17 protein-coding genes are annotated in these 19657 nt (G+C 67.1%); all 17 read left to right on the forward strand.

Annotation, left to right across the window (positions count from 1 at the left end; all coding sequences use genetic code 11):
- Position 1 precedes the first annotated feature (1 nt).
- Positions 2-1063, forward strand: coding sequence for a branched-chain amino acid ABC transporter permease (locus NUW50_RS15700; protein WP_258290079.1), 1062 nt, complete (start codon positions 2-4; stop codon positions 1061-1063).
- The gene (locus NUW50_RS15705; RefSeq protein ID WP_258290080.1) at positions 1060-1842 is read left to right on the forward strand and encodes an ABC transporter ATP-binding protein; all 783 of its coding nucleotides are present in this window, start codon (positions 1060-1062) and stop codon (positions 1840-1842) included. The genes NUW50_RS15700 and NUW50_RS15705 overlap by 4 nt, the downstream gene beginning before the upstream one ends.
- A complete protein-coding gene (locus NUW50_RS15710; RefSeq protein ID WP_258290081.1) occupies positions 1835-4027 on the forward strand; it encodes an ABC transporter permease in 2193 nt (730 codons plus the stop codon). The genes NUW50_RS15705 and NUW50_RS15710 overlap by 8 nt, the downstream gene beginning before the upstream one ends.
- Positions 4027-4899: a phosphoenolpyruvate hydrolase family protein gene (locus NUW50_RS15715; protein WP_258290082.1), complete on the forward strand. Its 873-nt coding sequence runs from the start codon at positions 4027-4029 to the stop codon at positions 4897-4899. Before NUW50_RS15710 ends, NUW50_RS15715 begins: the two co-directional genes overlap by 1 nt.
- On the forward strand, positions 4896-8105 hold the full coding sequence (locus NUW50_RS15720; protein ID WP_258290083.1) for a flotillin family protein: 3210 nt from the start codon (positions 4896-4898) through the stop codon (positions 8103-8105). The genes NUW50_RS15715 and NUW50_RS15720 overlap by 4 nt, the downstream gene beginning before the upstream one ends.
- Positions 8106-8543: an SRPBCC family protein gene (locus NUW50_RS15725; RefSeq protein ID WP_258290084.1), complete on the forward strand. Its 438-nt coding sequence runs from the start codon at positions 8106-8108 to the stop codon at positions 8541-8543. It abuts the gene before it with no gap.
- 3 nt (positions 8544-8546) lie between these two features.
- Positions 8547-8990 (forward strand): SRPBCC family protein, encoded by a 444-nt coding sequence (locus NUW50_RS15730; RefSeq protein WP_258290085.1) that lies wholly within the window; start codon positions 8547-8549, stop codon positions 8988-8990.
- A 3-nt stretch (positions 8991-8993) separates the two neighbouring features.
- On the forward strand, positions 8994-9788 hold the full coding sequence (locus NUW50_RS15735) for an FAD binding domain-containing protein (protein ID WP_258290086.1): 795 nt from the start codon (positions 8994-8996) through the stop codon (positions 9786-9788).
- Positions 9788-10279, forward strand: a complete 492-nt coding sequence (locus NUW50_RS15740) for a (2Fe-2S)-binding protein (protein ID WP_258290087.1) — start codon at positions 9788-9790, stop codon at positions 10277-10279. The genes NUW50_RS15735 and NUW50_RS15740 overlap by 1 nt, the downstream gene beginning before the upstream one ends.
- Positions 10276-12207, forward strand: a complete 1932-nt coding sequence (locus NUW50_RS15745) for a xanthine dehydrogenase family protein molybdopterin-binding subunit (protein ID WP_258290088.1) — start codon at positions 10276-10278, stop codon at positions 12205-12207. Before NUW50_RS15740 ends, NUW50_RS15745 begins: the two co-directional genes overlap by 4 nt.
- A 2-nt stretch (positions 12208-12209) precedes the next feature.
- Positions 12210-13232, forward strand: coding sequence for a xanthine dehydrogenase family protein molybdopterin-binding subunit (locus tag NUW50_RS15750; protein ID WP_258290089.1), 1023 nt, complete (start codon positions 12210-12212; stop codon positions 13230-13232).
- A complete protein-coding gene (locus tag NUW50_RS15755; protein WP_258290090.1) occupies positions 13232-14113 on the forward strand; it encodes an AAA family ATPase in 882 nt (293 codons plus the stop codon). Before NUW50_RS15750 ends, NUW50_RS15755 begins: the two co-directional genes overlap by 1 nt.
- Complete coding sequence (locus NUW50_RS15760) at positions 14110-15225, forward strand: vWA domain-containing protein (RefSeq protein ID WP_258290091.1); 1116 nt, start codon at positions 14110-14112, stop codon at positions 15223-15225. The genes NUW50_RS15755 and NUW50_RS15760 overlap by 4 nt, the downstream gene beginning before the upstream one ends.
- Entirely contained in the window at positions 15222-16097 is an 876-nt protein-coding gene (locus NUW50_RS15765) for an amidohydrolase family protein (protein ID WP_258290092.1), read from the forward strand. The genes NUW50_RS15760 and NUW50_RS15765 overlap by 4 nt, the downstream gene beginning before the upstream one ends.
- Before the next feature lie 20 nt (positions 16098-16117).
- The gene (locus NUW50_RS15770) at positions 16118-16966 is read left to right on the forward strand and encodes an N-acyl homoserine lactonase family protein (RefSeq protein ID WP_258290093.1); all 849 of its coding nucleotides are present in this window, start codon (positions 16118-16120) and stop codon (positions 16964-16966) included.
- An 87-nt stretch (positions 16967-17053) separates the two neighbouring features.
- Positions 17054-18682, forward strand: a complete 1629-nt coding sequence (locus NUW50_RS15775) for an isochorismatase family protein (RefSeq protein WP_258290094.1) — start codon at positions 17054-17056, stop codon at positions 18680-18682.
- Positions 18683-18897: 215 nt separating this feature from the next.
- Positions 18898-19644 (forward strand): SDR family NAD(P)-dependent oxidoreductase, encoded by a 747-nt coding sequence (locus NUW50_RS15780; protein WP_258290095.1) that lies wholly within the window; start codon positions 18898-18900, stop codon positions 19642-19644.
- Positions 19645-19657: the final 13 nt, after the last annotated feature.

The raw sequence follows: 19657 nt of genomic DNA on the forward strand, positions 1-19657 counted from the left end.
CATGGTGACGCTGGACCGCACATCGACCGACGAGACCGCGCGCCGCAGCTGGCTGGAACGGATTCCGCCGACCTATTGGGTGGTGGGGGTGCTGCTGCTGATCCTGCCGGCCTTCGTCTCGCCCTTCATCATGTTCCAGATCATGGGCTGGAGCCTGATCCTGGGCCTGATCGCGCTGAGCCTGACCTTTCTGGGCGGTTACGGCGGCATGGTCAGCCTGGCACAGATGACCTTTGCGGGCTTCGCCGGCTATCTTCTGGCGATCCTCGGCGACAGTGCCGTCGACACGATTTCGCAGGGCTGGCCCTGGTGGGCGGTGATCCCGCTGGCGCTGTTGCTGACGGTGCTGTTCGCGACCGCCGTGGGCTGGCTCGCGGTGCGGACCGAGGGCATCTATACCATCGTCATCACTCTCGCCATCGCGGCGGCGTTCTTCTACTTCACCCGGCAGAACTACGAAATCTTCAACGGGTTTCAGGGTTTCAACTCGGTCCTGCCGCCGCATCTGTTCGGGGTCGATTGGCGCGGGCCGGTGGCCTTCTACTATCTGGCGCTGTTCTGGGCGGCGGCTGGGTATTTCTCGGTTCTCTACCTGTCGCGGGCCCCCTTCGGCCTGGCTCTGCAGGGGGTGCGCGACAATCCGCGGCGGATGGCGGCGCTCGGCTACAACGTCACCGCGCACCGCGTCGCGGCCTATGCCTTCGCCGGGCTGATCGCGGCGGTCGGGGGCATCCTGCTGACCTGGCAGTCGTCGCAGATTTCCCCCGGCACGGTGGGCATCCAGCCCGCGATCGATATCCTGGTGATTGCCGTGGTCGGCGGGCTGGGGCACCCGATCGGGGCCTTCATCGGCGCGATCATCTATGTGTTGCTCAAGACCTTCGCGACGGATGTCCTGGTGTCGCTGGGCCTGTCGGGCGAGCGGTTCCAGCTGCTCATCGGGCTTGGTTTCCTGCTGATCGTGTTCTTCTCGACCGACGGCTTGCTGGGCCTGTGGCGGCGGTTCCGCGAGAACCTGAACAAGGACCCGCTGACCGGGAAGGATCGGGGGCGGATGCCATGAGCACGACCCGGCTCCGGATCGACCGCAAGGCGGATGGCAATGCGCTGGAACTGCGCGGGCTGTCGAAGAAGTTCGGCGCGCTCGAAGCCCTGGGCGACATCGAGATGCGCGTCGCCCCGGGCGAGCGGCTGGCGGTGCTGGGATCGAACGGCGCCGGCAAGACCACGCTGTTCAACTGCATCACCGGGGATTTCCTGCCGACCACCGGCTCGATCCGGTTCTTCGGCGAAGACGTGACCACCTTTCCGGCGCATGAGCGCATCCGCCGGGGTCTTCGCCGCACCTATCAGATTTCGCTGCTGTTCTCGGGCCTCAGCGTGCTGGACAACGTCTATCTCGCCTGCCGCGGCGTGTCGCGGGGACGGTTCTCGTTCCGCCGTGCCAGCCGCTCGGACGCGCTGATGCAGACCGCCGAGGAGCTGGTGCGCATGGTGCATCTGGACGAGGTGCAGGATGTGAAGGTCTCGGACCTCAGCTACGGCCAGCAGCGGCAGCTCGAGATTGCCATGGCCCTGTCCGGCGCACCGCGCTTCATCCTGTTCGACGAACCCGCCGCGGGCCTGTCCCCGACCGAGCGGGGCGATCTGGTCAGTCTGCTGACCGGGCTGCCGAGCCATGTCGGCTACATCATCATCGAGCATGACATGGACGTGGCCCTGCGGGTCGCCGACCGGGTCACGATGATGCACAACGGCCGCATCTTCAAGGAAGGCAAGCCGGCCGAGATCGAGGACGATCCGGAAGTGCAGGCGCTGTATCTGGGGGGCGGACATGCGTAACCTCGGTCAGACCTCGCGCGGCGGCGCACAGGGCAGGGGCGGCGCCCCGGCGCTGGAAGTGCGCGACCTGAATGTCTACTACGGCCATTCCCACGCGCTGCAGGGCGTTTCGCTGACCCTTGGCCATGGCGTGCTCTCGGTCGTCGGGCGCAACGGCATGGGCAAGACCACCCTGTGCAACGCGATCATGGGTCTGGTGCCGGTGCGTTCGGGCACGGTCTCTTTCGGCGGCCAGAACCTCGCCGGGCTGACGCCGTCCGAGATTGCCAGGATGGGTATCGGCTACGTGCCGCAGGGCCGGCGTCTGTGGAAATCGCTGACGGTGGACGAACATCTGAAGCTGGTGGCGCAGAAGGGCGGTGCCTGGACGCCGGAGCGTATCTATAGCGTCTTCCCGCGTCTGGCCGAACGGAAATCCAACGGCGGCGCGCAGCTGTCGGGCGGCGAGCAGCAGATGTTGGCGATCGGCCGGGCGCTGTTGCTGAACCCGCGCCTGCTGGTGATGGATGAACCGACCGAGGGCCTGGCCCCGGTGATCGTCCAGCAGGTCGCCGACATGCTGATCCGCCTCGGCCAGGAGGGGGACATCGACGTTCTGGTCATCGAGCAGAACATCGGCGTGGCCTGTTCGGTGGCTGCCGAGGTGGCGATCATGGTCAATGGCCGGGTCGATCGGATCATGGACGCCGGCGTGCTGGCGGCGGATCGCGATCTGCAACAGGCCCTGCTGGGCGTCGGTCGCCATGCACATGACGAAACGCCCGAGGGCGCTCCGGCAACCACGGTCGGGCCGGAACCGCAGGGTGAGAACGCCCCGATCCGGATCTACCTGTCGAACCCGAAGGTGCCGACCCGCTGGACCCCGCCGGTTCCGGTGCGGGTGATCGAGCAGGCGGCACGGACCGTGACGCCCGAGCCGACATCCTCGGTCACCGCCATGCCGCGGGTCGAGACCGGGCGCGCCGGGCTGGTCTATGTCTGCGGCACGCTCGACACCAAGGGCGAAGAACTGCGCTTCATGCGGGACATCCTGAAGGCGCAGGGCATCCGGGTGGCGCTGGCCGATCTCTCGACCAGTGGCAAGCCTTCGGGCGCCGATGTGCCGCCGACGGCGATTGCCGGGTTCCACCCGCGCGGTGCCTCGGGGGTCTTTACCGGCGACCGCGGCAGCGCCGTGGCCGGGATGACCGAGGCTTTCGAACGTTGGGTGCGGAGCCGCACGGATATCGCCGGACTTCTGGCGGCGGGCGGATCGGGCGGCACCGCGCTGGTCGCTCCGGGCTTCCGGGTGCCGCCGGTGGGGGTGCCGAAGCTGATCGTCTCGACCGTCGCCTCGGGCAATGTCGGGCAATATGTCGGGGCGGCCGATATCACGATGATGCATTCGGTGGCCGATGTGCAGGGCATCAACGCGATTACCCGCGATGTTCTGGGCAATGCCGCCCATGCGATGGCGGGGATGGTCCGGGCCCGGGTGGCGATGCCGCCGGCGCTGGACCGTCCGGCGATCGGGCTGACCATGTTCGGCGTCACCACGCCCTGCGTGCAGGCGGTGGTCGGGGAACTCGAGGACGAGTATGACTGCCTGGTGTTCCACGCCACCGGCACCGGCGGCCGGGCGATGGAGCAATTGCTGAGCTCGCGCAAGCTGGCGGCGGTGCTCGACCTGACCACGACGGAAGTCTGCGACATGGTGGCGGGCGGGGTTTTTGCCGCCGACGCCAGCCGTTTCGACGCGATGATCGAGCATGGCGGCGCCTATATCGGGGCCTGCGGGGCGCTGGACATGGTGAATTTCAACGCCCCCGAAACGGTGCCCGAACGCTATCGCGGGCGGCTGTTCTACCAGCACAATCCGCAGATCACCCTGATGCGGACCACGGTGGAAGAGAATATCGAGATGGGCCGGTTCATCGGCGAGAAGCTGAACCGGATGAACGGCATCGTGCGGTTCTTCCTGCCCGAGGGCGGGGTCTCGGCGCTCGACGCGCCCGGTCAGCCCTTCTGGGATCCCGCCGCCGACAAGGCGCTGTTCTCGACGCTCGAGGACACCGTCCGCCAGACCTCTGCCCGGCAGCTGATCCGGGTTCCGCACAACATCAACGACCCGGCCTTCTCGGCGCTGGTCGTGCAGACCTTCCGCGCGCTGCACGCGCGCACGCAAATTCCGACACGGAGAGCCTGATGATCCGCAGCAGCCTGTCTCGCGACACATTGATGCAGAAGTTCCGCGCCATGCGCGACGCCGGAGAGCCGATCGTCGGCGGCGGCGCCGGCACCGGCCTGTCGGCGAAATGCGAGGAGGCGGGCGGGATCGACCTGATCGTCATCTACAACTCGGGTCGCTACCGGATGGCCGGGCGTGGCAGCCTGGCCGGGCTGATGCCCTATGGCGATGCCAATGCGGTGGTGATGGAGATGGCCGGAGAGGTTCTGCCGGTGGTCAAGAACACGCCGGTGCTGGCCGGGGTCTGCGCCTCGGACCCGTTCCGGCTGATGGACCGCTTCCTCGATCAGGTCGCCGAAGCCGGATTTTCGGGCGTCCAGAACTTTCCCACCGTGGGTCTGATCGACGGCACCTTCCGGGCCAATCTGGAAGAGACCGGCATGTCCTATGCCCTGGAGGTCGACATGATCCGGCAGGCGAGCGCGAAGGGGCTGCTGACGACGCCCTATGTCTTTTCCGAGGATGATGCCCGTGCCATGGCCGGGGCCGGGGCAGACATCATCGTCTGCCATCTCGGCCTGACCACGGGTGGCTCGATCGGCGCCCAGACCGGGATCTCGCTGGATCAGGCCCCGGGCCTGACCGACGCCTGGGCCAAGGCGGCGCTGGAGGTCAACCCGGATGCGATCGTGCTGGTCCATGGCGGCCCGGTCTCGAGCCCCGAGGACGCAGATTACGTCCTGAAGAACACACGTCACTGCCACGGCTTCTACGGCGCTTCCTCGATGGAGCGGCTGCCGACCGAGATGGCGCTGACGGAACAGACCAGAAAATTCAAACAGATCGGCCGAAAGGCCGCCAGTTCGACCGAGCGGGAGGGCAATTCATGACCGGGGAATTCATCGGACAGCTGATCCTTTGGCTGATCTTGGCCGTCATCGTCATCTTCATCCTCTACTGGGTGATGAACTGGCTCTATCAACGATCGACCAAGGAAATCGCATTCGTGCGTACCGGTTTCCTGGGCGAGAAGGTCGTGATCGACGGCGGCGCCTTCGTCTGGCCGATCATCCACGACATCACCCCGGTCAACATGAACTCGATGGACCTCAGCGTGGTCCGCGAGAAGGAAGACGCGCTGATCACCAAGGACCGGATGCGGATCGACGTCGAGGCTTCCTTTTATGTCCGCGTGTCGCAGACGCGGGAGGGTGTGACCCTGGCCGCCTCGACCCTGGGTCGGCGGACGTTGGAACCTGAACGCATCCATCAGCTTCTGTCGGGCAAGTTCGTTTCGGCGCTGCGCTCGGTCGCCGCCGAGATGACCATGGAAGAGCTGCACGTCAAACGCGGTGACTATGTCAAGCGGGTGATCGAGACGGCGCAGGAGGGCCTGGACAAGAACGGTCTGGAACTGGAAAGCGTTGCGATCCTGGATATCGACCAGACCGACATCGCCTATTTCAACCCGTCGAACCGGTTCGATGCCGAGGGCCTGACCAGCGTCATCGAGGCCATCGAGAGCCGGCGCAAGCTGCGCAACGACATCGAGCAGGAGACGATGCTGCAGATCCGGGCCCGCAACTTGGAAGCCGAGAAGCAGAGCCTGGATATCGAGCGCGAGAGCGAGCACGCGCGTCTGGAACAGGAACGCGAGATCGAGTTCCGCCGCGCCCAGCAACGTGCCGAACTGGCCCGCGAACGCGCCGAACGCGAGAAGGACGCCGAACAGGCGACCCTGTTGAGCCGTGAAGCCATCGAGACGGCCCGGATCAAGAACGAGGAGCAGATCGCCGAGGTGCGGATTTCCTCGGAACAGCGCATCCGGCAGCAGGAGATCGAACGCAGCCGGATCATCGACGAGGCCGAGATCGCGACCCGCGAGACCATCGAGAAGGCCCGGATCACCCAGGAACGGGTGCTGACCGAGACCCGGATCCAGACGACCCGCGACACCGAGGCGGCCGATATCGCCGCCAAGGAAATGATCGAGAAGGCCCGGATCGCCCAGGAACGGGTGCTGACCCAGGCGCGGATCGCCAAGGATCAGGAAACCCAGGCCAGCGAGATCGAGCGCCAGCACAGCGTCGAGGCCATCGAGATCGCGGCCCGCGAGCGGACCGAGAAGGCCCGGATCGCGCAGGAAGACGCGGTGACGCAGGCCCGGATCGAACTGGAGCGGACCACCCGCGAGCGCGAGATCGCCCGCAACCTTGCCATCGAAGAGGCCGAGATCGCGGCCCGCGAAGCCTCGGAAAAGCTGCGTATCGCGCAGGAGAAGACCGTCAGCGAAGAGCGGATTACCTCGGACCAGGCGACCCGGACGCTGGAAATCGCCCGCCGCAAGGCCATCGAAGAGGCCGAGATTGCCTCGCAGCAGGCCACCGAAGCCGCCAAGATCGCGCGCGAGAAGATCCTCTCTGCCGAGCGCATCTCGGCCGAACAGGCGACCCGGGCACTGGAGATCGAGCGTCGCCGCACCCTGGACACCGCCGAGATCGCCGCCAACGAGGCGACGGCGGCCGAGCGGATCGCACAGGAAGAGCGCCTGCGCGCTCTGGAAATCGCCCGCAACCGGGCGGTCGAGGAACACGAGATCGCCAGCCGCGAAGCGGTCGAGAAGGCCCGGATCGCCACCGAGGCGCGCACCGCCGTCGAGCGGATCGAGAACGAGGAGCGCACCAAGGAACGCGACCTGGCCCGCGAAAAGGCCATTGCCGAGGCCGAGACCGCCACGCAGGAGGCCGTCGAGGCCAAGCGCATCGCCAAGGAGAAGAAACTCGCCGCCGAGCGCATTGCCTATGAGCAGGACATGCGCGAACGCGAGATTGCCCGCAACCGGGCCGTCGAGATCGCCGGTTTCGCTGCCCAGGAGCAGGTGAACGCCGCGCGGATCAGCGAAGAGACCCGCAGCCGCGCCGCCGAGATTGCCCGCGACGCCGAACTGCGCAGCCGCGAGATCGAGAAGCAGGAGGCCATCGAGGCCGCCGAGATCAGCTCTCGCCGTCTGGTCGAAAGCCAGCGGATCGAGAAAGAGGCCGAGACCACGGTCGAGAAGATCGCCCGCGACGAGAAGATCCGGACCTTGGAGATCCAGCGAAACAAGGCGCTGGATGCCGCCCAGGTGGCCGCCGACGAAGCCATCGAGGCGGCCAAGGTCGCCAAGCAGAAGACCGTCGACGCCGAGAAGATCCTCGCCGAACAGGAGATCGACGCGAAGAAGCTGGAACGCCGCAAGGTGCTCGAGCAGCTGGAAATCGCCCGCGTGCAGGTGCTGCGCGAGGCCGAGATCGCCAGCCAGGAAGAGGTCGAACGCGCCCGGATTGCCTCGGAACGCGGACTGGACGATGCCCGCATCGGCCATCAGACCGAACGCCGCAAGCTCGAGATCGCCCGCGAGAAGGCGGTCGAGGAGGCGACGATGGAGAAGGCCATCGCGCTCTACCAGAAGTCGCTGGATGAGAGTAACGCCGCCGTCGAGGCCGAGAACGCCCGTGCCCGCGCCGTCGAGGCCGCCGAACGGGTCAAGACCGTCGGCGAGATCGAGGCCGCTGCCCGCCTGAAGAAGGTCGGCGTGACCGGGGCGGAACTGGAGGCCGAGCGCAAGCGCATCGCCGCCGAAGCCGAGAAGATCCGCGCCGCCGTCGAGGCCGAGGCCTATCGCCTCATCAACGAGGCCGAGAACGTCCTCACCGACGAGGCCCGCACCAGCCTGTTCAAGCGCAAGATGCTGGAACATGTCGAGGGTATCGTCTCGGCCAGCGTCAAGCCGCTCGAGAAGATCAACGACATCCGGATCATGCAGCTGGGAGGCTCCGGCGCCCAGGGGCTCGACTGGGGTGGCAATGGCTCGGGCGCCGGGGGCAGCAGCGGCTCCGGTGGCGGAAGCCCGACCGACGAGGTGATGAACTCTGCCCTGCGCTACCGCGTCCAGGCGCCGATGGTCGACAGCCTGCTGGCCGATATCGGCATCGACGGCTCGAACATCGCCAAGTCGGACATCTTCCGCAACGCCTCGGACATGACCCGGGCGGCGTCGGAAGCGGCCAAGTCCAAGCCGAAGCCCGCCGATGATACCCCGAAGGAGAAGAAGTAGATGGCGCGAGTCTTCGTCTCGTCCGTGATCAATGCCGAGGCCTCTGCGGTCTGGGAGAGAATCCGCGATTTCAACGCCCTGCCGAAATGGCATCCCCGGATCCGCGACAGCCGGATCGAGGATGCGCTGCCCGGCGACAAGATCGGCTGCATCCGCAACTTCCACCTGCAGAACGGCGACAACATCCGCGAGCAGCTGGTGGGAATGTCGGACTATGATCTCTTTACCAGCTACACCATGCTGGAAGGGCCGATGCCGCTGTGGGACTACATGGCCACGCTGCGCCTGACCCCGGTCACCGATGGTGGGCGCTGCTTTGCCGAGTGGTCGGCCGAATTCGCCTGCGACCCGGCGAACGAGGAGGATCTGGTCAACGGCATCGGCACCAATGTGTTTCAGGGCGGGTTCGACGCGCTCAAGCGGCATTTCGGCGGCTGAGCCATGGTGAAGATTTCCCGCAGCACGATCCTGGAGGCGCCGATCGAGTCGGTCTGGACCCTGTTGCGGGATTTCAACGGCCATGACCGCTGGCATCCCGCCGTCGCGACCAGCCAGATCGAACGGGGCCGGGGTTCGGACCGGATCGGTTCGGTCCGGCGGTTCAGGCTGGAGACCGGCGAGGAACTGCGCGAGCAGCTGCTGACCCTCTCGGATGCCGAGACGGCATTCAGCTACTGCCTGCTCGATACGCCGATCCCGCTGCTGAACTACGTCGCCCATGTCCGGCTGATCCCGGTCACCGATGGCGACTGGACCTTCTGGCAATGGGACTGCCGCTTCGACACGCCGAAGGGTCGCGAGGACGAGCTCGAGGCGACGGTGACCGAGAACATCTACGAAGCCGGTTTTGCCGCGATCCGGGCGGAACTGGGGTTGGGAGAATAATTCATGCTGACCGTGGAAACCTATGCAAACATGGCCGAGGCGGCCGGCGCGGTGGGCGACCGGGCGCGGTATCTCGGTGGCGGCACGCTGGTCATGCAGGGCGTCAACTATGGCGACCAGAGCTTTGACCGGGTGGTGCGCTGCCGCGAGGTCGATCGGGACATCCGGTCGGAAAGCGGCGGCATCCGGATCGGCGCCGGCGCGACGATGGCCGACATCCTTGCCTCGCACGAGGTCGAGTTCCTGCACCAGGTCGCGCGGCGGATCGGCGGCCCGGCGATCCGCAACATGGCGACCGTCGGCGGCAATCTCTTTGCGCAGAATCCCTATGGCGACCTGACCACGGCGCTGCTGGCTCTGGATGCGCAGGTTCTGCGGATCGGCAGCGGCCCCGAGCCGATCGAGAGCTTTCTTTCCGGCCGCAGCCGTCCGCGCGGGCTGGTGGAGGCGGTGGTGGTGCCGCGGGTGTCTTCGGGCGAGTTCCGTTTTGCCAAGGTCAGCCGGGTCAAGCCCAAGGGGGCTTCGACGCTCTGCCTGGCGGTCTGGCTGCGCGGTGGCGGGCGCCCCTCGGACCCGCGCATCGCCTGGGGCAACATGGGGCCGACGCCGCTGCGCGCAAAGGCCGCCGAACGGGCGCTGAACGGCGCCAGCCTGGACGAGGCCGGCATCGCGCCGGTTCTGGCGGTGGCGACCGATGGTCTCGATCCGCAGGACGACGCCCTGGCCAGCGCCTGGTATCGGCGCGAGGTGGCCGCCGTCCATCTGAAACGCCTGCTACTGCGACAGGGAGTCCGTTGATGGCCCGCACTGCTTTGACCTTCACTCTGAACGATGCCGAAGCGGCGGTCTTTGTCGATCCCGGCGCCAACCTGATCGACGTGCTGCGCCGCGGGGTCGGGGACCTGTCGCCGAAGCAGGGCTGCGCCCAGGGCTCTTGCGGGGCCTGCACGGTGCTGATCGACGGGGTGCCGCATCTGGCCTGCCTGACCCTGGCCGAAACGGTCGAGGGCCGGCGGGTCGAGACCTCGGGCGGTCTGGCCGACGGCCCCGACCTGCATCCGCTGCAGAAGGCCTTCATGGAAGGGTTCGCGGCCCAGTGCGGGTTCTGCACCGCCGGCATGCTGATGGCGGCGAGGGCCTTGCTCGACCGGGTGCCGAACCCCAGCCGGGAAGAGGTGATCGAGGCGATCTCGGGCAATCTGTGCCGCTGCACCGGCTATGAGCCGATCGTCGATGCGATCCTGGCCGCCGCGCAGGAGATGCAGGGCAACCGGAGGATGATGCGATGACCACGGTCGAATTCCGCAAGGACCTGTTCGCCGACGAGCGCGACGACACGCTGAAGGAGATCGGCCAGCCGACGATCCGACAGGACATCCTTGGCCATGTCACCGGCCGGACGACCTATTACGACGATCACCTGTTCGACGGGCTGCTGCACATGCGGGCGGCACGCTCGCCGCATCACCACGCCAGAATCCGGTCGCTCGACACCAGCCAGGCCGAGCGGATGCCGGGCGTGCGCCGGGTGGTCACCGCGCGGGACGTGCCGAACAACCTGAACACGCTGCTCAGCCTGATCAACTTCGGCCGCGACGACGAACCGCTCTGCGCCCATGACAAGGTCCGCTACAAGGGCGAGACGGTGGCCTGGGTCATTGCCGATACCGAACGGCAGGCCCGCGACGCGGTGGCGCAGGTGCGGGTGGACTACGAAGTCCTGCCGCATGTGCTCGACCCCGAAGAGGCGCTGAAACCCGACGCTCCGGTGGTCAACGAGGTCTATCCGAACAACACTTTCGACTATCACGAACTCTACGATCACCAGAAGCTCCGCTTCGGCGACGTGAACGCGGCCTTTGCCCGTGCCGATCACATCGTCGAGGCCGAGTACCAGATGTCGCCGATCGAGCAGGCCCCGATCGAGACCTGCGGCGCCATCGCCGCGCCCGAACAGAACGACCGCTACATCTGCTATACCAACACCCAGGCGCTGTTCTTCTCGCTGGGCACCACGGCCAAGCTGCTGAACATTCCCTCGTCGCGGCTGCATTTCGTCGGCGGCACGGCGGGCGGCGGCTTTGGCGGCAAGGTCGACAGCGTTGTCGAGCCGACGGCGGTGCTGGGCGCGATGCTGACCGGTCGCCCGGTGCGCTTTGCCTGGGACCGGGAAGAAGAGATGCAGGTCGGTGCGCCGCGCGGGGCCGAACGCTGGCGGGTGAAGGACGGGGTGATGCGCGACGGGCGGATCGTGGCGCGCGAGTTCACCGGCTTCTTCGACAGCGGCGCCTATGCACGCCTGTCGCCCTACGCGATCATCAAGGGGGCCGGTCACCTGCCGGGGCCCTATTTCATTCCGAATGTCGCGGCAAACGTCTTCATGTGCGTGACCAACCGCACCCCCGCCACAGCGATGCGCGGCTTCGGCATCACGGCGGTCGATTTCGCCATCGAATGCCATATGGACCGGGTGGCCGAGACGGTCGGGATCGACCCGATCGAGCTGCGGATCCTCAATGCCTATCGTGACGGCGACATAAAGGCGCATCGCCGCAAGGCCAAGAACACCGCTCTGATCGAATGCTGCCAGGTGGTCGCGGGCAAGGCCGGCTGGCCGCTCTCGGCCGAGGCGGCTGCGCAGTCCTCGCGGGTCGGGGGCGGCACGCCGGAACGGGTGGAAATCCCCGAGACGGTGACCGACAGCGAGGGCCGGATCGGCGAGCGCCGGGCCGGAAGGGTCGCCTCGACCTCTCCGTCGAAGAACGGCACCGGACGGATTCCGGCCGGTACCCATGGCGAGGCGATCAATGCGGTGCCGGTGCAGAACCCGGACATGCAGATCGAGGCCGAACGGATCGGGCATCGGATGGGCTCGGCCGAGCCGCCCGCAGCCCCGGTTCCGCCCGGCACCGCGCCGCGGCCCTCCATGCCCGTCGCGCCCTCGCGGGCCGTCGCTCCGCCTGCGGCACAGCCTGCGCCGCCCGCTGCGGCACCGCCGCCCGCCGCGCCTCCACCGCCGGCACCGCCTGCGGTGGCGCGGCCATCGGTTTCCCCGCCGCAGTATCAGCCCGCACCGGCCCCCGCACCGGCGCCCGCGCCCGCGGCGGCACCTCCGGCGACCCCGGCCGAGCGGCCCTATGCCCCGGACAAGCCGTTCTCGCGCGGGACCCGGCGCCCCGGCGCGTCGCCCTTCCTGTCCGGCACGAGGAGGCGCTGATCATGGCCATTCACAAGGGCCGCGGCTTCGCGGCGATCAACTATCCCATCGGCATGAACCTGGGCGGCGACCCGGCGCAGGCGCTGGTCCATTCGACCCCGGACGGCAAGTTCATGGTGGCGCTTTCGGCGATCGACCTGGGGCAGGGGATGAAATCCGTTACCCGCCAGATCGCCGCCGAGACCATCGGCGTGCCGGTCGAGGATGTCTATGTGGACACGGCCGACAGCGATACCGGGCCGCATGACATGGGCTCCTTCGCCTCGCGCGGGACGCACCGGGTCGGCAATGCGGTGATCCGCGCCGCCGCCGAGGCCCGCAAGCAGTTGCTCGAGGCCGCTGCCGAGGAGCTCGAGGTGAACGCCTCGGATCTCGATACCGACGGACGCGGGAACATCCATGTGAAGGGGGCGCCGGGCCGCTCGATCACGGTGATGGAAACCTCGCAGGCCGCCCAGTTCAAGCAGGGCCGCACCCTGGCCGGGCGGGGCATCTTCCTGATCCCGCTCTCCGGCACCGATCCCGACACCGGCGAGATGACCCCGGTTTCCTGCTTCGCCCATGCGGCGCTGGTCATCGACCTGGAGGTGGATGACGAGACCGGCGAGGTCGAGGTCACCCAGATCAACTCGGCCTATGAGGTCGGGCGGGCGCTGAACCCGCGCCTGGTCGAACAGCAGCTGATCGGCGGCGCCTGGATGGGGGTCAGCCATGCGCTCTACGAGACGACCGAACCCTATTATCCCGACCGCTCGCATGGGCCGGTGGATTTCAACCACTATGTGATGCCGGGTCCGGGCCAGATCGTGCCGCACCATATCGCGGTGCTGGAACGTCCGGCGGAAGACGCGCCTTTCGGCGGCAAGGGGCCGGGCGAGATGTGCGCAAACCCGGTGCTGCCGGCGGTGGCCAATGCGGTCTACAACGCGGTCGGCGTCCGCTGCGACACGCTGCCGATCACGCCCGAGAAGATCCTGCGCGGATTGCGGGCCAATGGCGGTGCCCGGCCGCAGGGCCGCCGCTGATGGCCGTGCGCGCGACCATTGCCGGGATTTCCAGCCCGACCGACCTGCAAGAGGCGTTGGTCGCGGCGCAATACCTGGCCGATGACGCGCTGGCGACTGCGGCCTATCTGGCGTTGGCCCTGGGCAAGCCGCTGCTTCTGGAAGGTGCGCCGGGGGTCGGCAAGACCGAGGCGGCCAAGGCCCTGGGCGGGGTCCTGGGGCGCAATGTGATCCGGCTGCAATGCTTCGAAGGCATCGACTCGGCCAGTGCGCTCTACGAATGGAACTATCCGCGGCAGATGCTGGCGATCCGCCAGGCCGAGGAGGGATTCGTCAATCTCTATGGCGAGGATTTCCTTCTGGAGCGCCCGTTGCTGGCCGCGCTGCGCAATCCGACCGGAACCCTGCTGCTGATCGACGAGATCGACCGTGCCGACCACGAGTTCGAGGCGTTTCTGCTGGAATTCCTGTCGGATTTCTCGATCTCGATCCCCGAGACCGGGACCGTCCGCGCCACGCAGGCACCGGTGGTGGTGCTGACCTCGAACCGGACCCGCGATCTGCACGAGGCGCTGCGGCGGCGCTGTGTCTATCACTGGATCGACTATCCCGATGCGGCGCTCGAGGCCCGGATCGTCATGGCGCGGGCTTCCAGCGTGGCGCAGGCAACGGCGGATGCGGTGGTGGCCTCGGTGGGAATGCTGCGGGCCGAGCCTCTGGCGAAACCGCCAGGCGTGGCCGAGACCGTGGAATGGGCCGAGGCGGCGACGCTCCTGAACGCGCAGGGCACCCGCTGGCCCGAGGCGTTTCGCCGCTCGATCGGGGTGGCGCTGAAGGACCATGACGACCTGACCTATATCTCGGAGAGGTTGAGCGCGATCCTCCCGGGAGAGGCGGCATGACGGCGCCCCGGCCTCTGGACCCGTTCCTGCGCTTTGCGCAGGTGCTGCGCGGTGCGGGTTTTGCCGTCTCACCGGACCAGACGATCGACTTCATCGCCGCCGTTGGCCTGCTGGGGCCGCGCGGGATGACCGATATCCACCAGGCCGGGCTGGCGCTGTTCGCGGTCGCGCCGGAGCGGATGGCCGAATACGACGCCCTGTTCCGGGCGGTGTTTCTGGACCAGGTGTTGCAGGCCCCGGCCAGCGGCGAGGACGAGGATGAGGTCGTCGCGCATGAGCCGACCGGCACCAATCAGGAGATCGAGGCGGACGAGGACGAAAGCGAGATCGGCGCCGAACCCTCGGGGGCAGAGCGGCTCGGCCAGCGTCCCTTGCGTTCCGAAGGCGAGGCCGAGGCGCTGACCCGGCTGGCGCGCGAAGCGCCCGCGGCGCTGCCGCGGCGGCTGTCGTTCCGGCGCCGGGCGGCGCGGCGCGGCGACAGGATGGACTTGCGGCGCAGCCTGCGCGAGGCGGTGCGCCGCGACGGCGACGTGATCGAGCTGCTGCGGACCCGGCGCAAGTCGCGCCAGCGCCGTCTGCTGCTGCTGATCGATGTCTCCGGCTCGATGAAGGACCGCAGCGAAGCCTCGTTGCGCCTGGCCCATGCCGTGGTCCAGGCCGCCGACCGGGCCGAGGTCTTCACGCTGGGCACCCGGCTGACCCGGATCACGGCGGCGCTGCGGCCGGCGGACCGGGCGCAGGCACTGGAACGGGCCGGCATGGCAATTGCAGATATCGACGGCGGCACCCGGATCGGCGAGGCGCTGCATGCCTATCTGTCGGTGCCGCGCTACGCCGGTTTCGCCCGCGGCGCCGCGGTGGTGATCCTCTCTGACGGGCTCGAACGCGGGGCGCCCGACACGATGGTGGATGCCGTCGCCCGGTTGTCGCGGATCGCCTGGCGGGTCGATCTGCTCAGCCCGCTGGCATCGGACCCGGATTACCGCCCGGTCACGGCGGCCCTCGTCGGCGTGGCGCCGCATCTCACCGCGCTGGCCGACGGCGCCAGCACCGAGGCGATCGCCGACCACATCCTCGGCATGGCCCGGAACGATTCACGGAGGCACGGATGATCGACGCCCATCATCATATCTGGCTGCAAAAGGACCTGCCCTGGCTTCTCGGCCCCGAGCAGCCGCGCATCTTCGGACCCTATCGGGCGATCATGCGCGACTACACGCTGTCCGAATACATGGCCGACACCGCCGGAACCGGGATCACCAAATCGGTCTATGTGCAGGCCAACTGGGCGCCGAACTGGTTCGCCGACGAAGTCGCCTGGGTCCAGTCCGAGGCCGATGCGCATGGGATGATTGCCGGGATCGTCGGCTATGCCGACATGACCCAGGGCGATGTCCGCCAGCAACTCGACAAGCTGAAACCCTACCCGCTGATGCGTGGAATCCGGCACCAGTTCCACTGGCACGAGAACCCGCTCTACCGTTTCGCCAGCGATCCCGATCTCTGCCGCGACGCCACCGTGCAGCAGAACGTCGCCCGGCTGGCCGACTATGGCTGGACCTTCGATCTGCAGGTCTTTCCCGGGCAGATGGAGGGCGCCGCCGAACTGGCCCGGGCCTGCCCCGAAGTGACTTTCATCCTGCAACATGCCGGGATGAAGGAAGATACCTCGGCGGCGGGGCACAAGGCCTGGCTCGACGGGATGAAGCGGCTGGCAGATTGTCCGAACGTGGTCACCAAGCTTTCGGCCTTCGGCACGTTCATCCATCGCAACGATCCGGCCTTCATCGAAGAGATGATCACCAGCACCGAAAAGATCTTCGGCGCCGACCGCTGCATGTATGGATCGAACTTTCCGATCGAGAAGCTCTGGACCAGCTACACCGAGCTTTTCAATGCCTTCAGGGACGGTGCCAAGGGCCTGTCGAAAAAGAAGCAATCCGCAATTTTCAACGATACCGCAGCCCGGGTCTACCGGCTGTGAGACTATAAGGGAGAGACCACATGGCCTTGCAAATTCACCTCCTCGACTATGGTGACATCGAGCTTGAAACCAGCTTCCTCGTCCTAGGCCATGAATGCGGCCGGGTGCGCCGGGTGCCGGTCTACGGTTTCCTGATCACCGGCGGCGAGTATCCGGTCGTCGTCGATACCGGATACCGCGACAACGCGATCATGGAATCTCTGGGAATGCGCGGATTGCAGTTCCACGAGAACATGATCGAGAACCAGCTGGCCAAGCACGGGCTGAAGCTGGGCGACATCCGCTATGTGCTGCACACCCATCTGCATATCGACCACGCCGGCAAGGACGACCTGTTCCCGATGAACACCACGGTGGTCCTGAACCGGCGCGAGATGGAATTCTCGGTCTCGGGGATCATGTATCCGCAATATCCCAAGCCCGACATCAAGCATCTGGTCGATCGGATCTACGAACCCGAGGCGATCCGCTTCCTCGATCTCGACATCACCACCGCCGAGGAGATCATCCCCGGCGTCTGGTGCGAACATGCCGGCGGCCATACCGAAGGCTCGATGAATGTCATCGTCGAGACCGCCGAGGGGCTGGCCTGCATCTGCGGCGACGTGATCTATGACTTCAACGACCAGATCGTGAACCACGTCTACACCAACAACTGGATGGAGCCGCGCACCACCGGCAACCATTCGCAGTCGAAGCGGGAAGAGAAGGGGGCGATCAAGAAGCTCCTGAACAACTACACCTTCCTGCTGCCGATCCACGACCGCCCGGCCAAGATCGAACGGCAGAAGGTCGTCGGCCGGCTGGGGATGCAGGTTCCCGGCCCGATGACCGAGACGCTGCCGGACCGGCCCTGGTTCCCGGCCTGATCGGTCGCGCCTTTCCGCAACACCCGGGGCCCGCAGCGGCGGGCCCCGATCCGACCCGCCCCGGCCGACTGAAGAGGACACCCAAAGATGGCGCATCAGGCAATCTCTGACAGGTTCACCGATCTCATCGACCCGGATGCGCCGGTACGGCAGCTGGCGACCGGCTTCACCTTCACCGAAGGTCCGCTCTGGCATCCGCTGGAGGGGCACCTGATCTTTTCCGACATGCCCGCCGATGTGCGCCGCCGCTATACGCCGGGGCAGGGCATTCGCGAGATTGCCAAGCCCTCGAACAAGGGCAACGGCATGACCTATGACGCCGAGCTCAATCTGCTGGTCTGCGAGCATTCCACATCTTCCGTGGCGCGGATCACCCCGGAGGGGCGGCGCGAGGTTCTGTGTTCGCATTATCAGGGCCGCGAGTTGAACAGCCCGAACGACATCGTGGTCGGCAACGACGGCAGCATCTATTTCACCGATCCGACCTATGGCCGGAAAGAGCATTTCGGGGTGCCGCGGCCGCTGCAGCTGGGCTTCCAGGGCGTCTATCGTCTGCCGCCCGGGCACCGGCCGGGGGACGAGCCGCAGCTGGTGGTGGACCGCTATCTCTTCACCCAGCCGAACGGGCTGACCTTCTCTCCCTGCCAGCGCTGGATGTGGGTCAACGATACCGATCAGGCCAACATCCGGATGTTCGATGTCGCGCCCGACGGCACGTTGACCAATGGCCGGGTCTTCGCCGGGGGGATTTCCGACAGCCGCCTGCCGGGCCGGCCGGACGGGATGAAGGCCGACAAGGACGGCAATATCTATGTCACCGCGCCGGGCGGGGTCTGGGTCTATTCCTTCGAAGGTGAGTTGCTGGGCAAGATCCGCGTCCCCGAGATGGTGGCGAACCTGCATTGGGGCGGCCCGGACTGGAGCACGCTCTATTTCTGCGCCATGACGACGCTGTTCTCGCTCGACACCAAGACCAAGGGCCGCGACGAACCGTTCATGTTCCCGCGGCCCCGGGCGCGCCCGACGGCCGCGACCGCGGCGCCGGCGCGAACTGCCGCGCCGGCGCGGGCCGCCGCATCCGCCGCGCCGCTGATCGTGAAGCAGCGGCTCGACGCCCGCATCGACGGGTCCCGGACGGCGCTGATCCTGCAGGACATGCAGAACGACGTGATCATCGACGGCGGCGCCTTTGCCGACACCGGGGCACCCGATCACGCAAGGGCGCAGAATGTCATCGCCAATGCCGCCAGCCTGGCCGAAGCGGCGCGGCGGCGCGGGGTGATGGTGATCTTCGTCTGGATGGTGATCGAGCCCGGCGCGCCCTATCTGGCGCAGCACGCGGCGCTGATGCAGGGGCTCAAGAGCCAGAACGCGCTGGTGCGCGGCACCTGGGGCGTCGCGCCGGTCGATGGTCTGGCGCCGCAGCAGGGCGATCTGGTCGTCGAGAAGATGAGCATGTCGGCCTGGGAAACCTCGCGGCTGGAATCCTATCTGCATCACGGCGGCCGGGACACGATCATCAACTGCGGAAGCTGGACCAACATGAGCGTCGAGCACACCGCCCGCACCGGCGCCGACAAGGGCTTTCACATGATCGTCCCCGAGGATGCCTGTTCGACGATGAACGCCGATTGGCATGCCGCCTCGATCAACTACGCGATGCAGAACGTGGCGACCGTGACCACCACCGCGGCGGTGCTGGAGGCCCTGGGCTAGGGTGCCCCGGCGCGGCGGACCGGCCTCGCCGGGACATCGAGTTGCCGCCGATGTCATTCCGTTGATGCAGCCGCCGCGGAACTGGTCGATATTGCGGTCGAGCCGAGGATGCCCGGCCAGCCCGTATCGGGCTGCCGAACCGTCATGTGCAGCCACTGCCGCCCCGCGCGGTGCCGGCTGCGCGATTTCAACCTTATCCATGAAAGGACAATCCCTTGAGCAGAGCTGAATTATCGAAGCAGAGCGCGATCGTGACCGGCGGGGCGCAGGGTATCGGCGGCGCCGTGGCCGAGCATCTTGCGGGGCGCGGTGTGCGGGTGGCGATCTGGGACATGGATGGCGATCTGGCGCAGGCGACGGCGACGCGTCTCGGCGCCGGGGCGATCGCGGTGTCGGTCGATGTCTCGGACTGGGACAGCGTGCAGGCCGCGACCGGGCAGACCGTCTCGGCCTTCGGCGGGGTCGAGATCCTGGTGAACTCGGCCGGGATCGCCGGGATGAACGCGCCGCTGGCCGACTACCCGGTGGAGGAGTTCCGCAAGATCGTGGACATCAACCTGAACGGCACCTTCCTGGTCAACAAGGCGGTGGTGCCGCTGATGAGTGCCGGGGGCTATGGGCGGATCGTCAACATCGCCTCGGTCGCCGGCAAGGAGGGCAATCCCAATGCCAGCGCCTATTCGGCCTCGAAGGCCGGGGTGATCGGGCTGACGAAATCGCTGGGCAAGGAGCTGGCGGGGCAGGATATCGCGGTCAACTGCGTGACCCCGGCGGCGGCGCGGACCCGGATCTTCGACCAGATGAAGCAGGAGCATATCGACTACATGCTGTCGAAGATCCCGCGTGGCCGGTTCCTGGAACTGGACGAGGCGGCGGCGATGATCGGCTGGCTGGTCTCGCCCGAGAACAGCTTCACCACCGGCGCGACATTCGATCTGTCCGGCGGCCGCGCGACCTATTGAACGACTTGAAGAT

This window comes from Frigidibacter sp. ROC022, from assembly GCF_024723735.1.
GTDB lineage: Bacteria > Pseudomonadota > Alphaproteobacteria > Rhodobacterales > Rhodobacteraceae > SLM-1.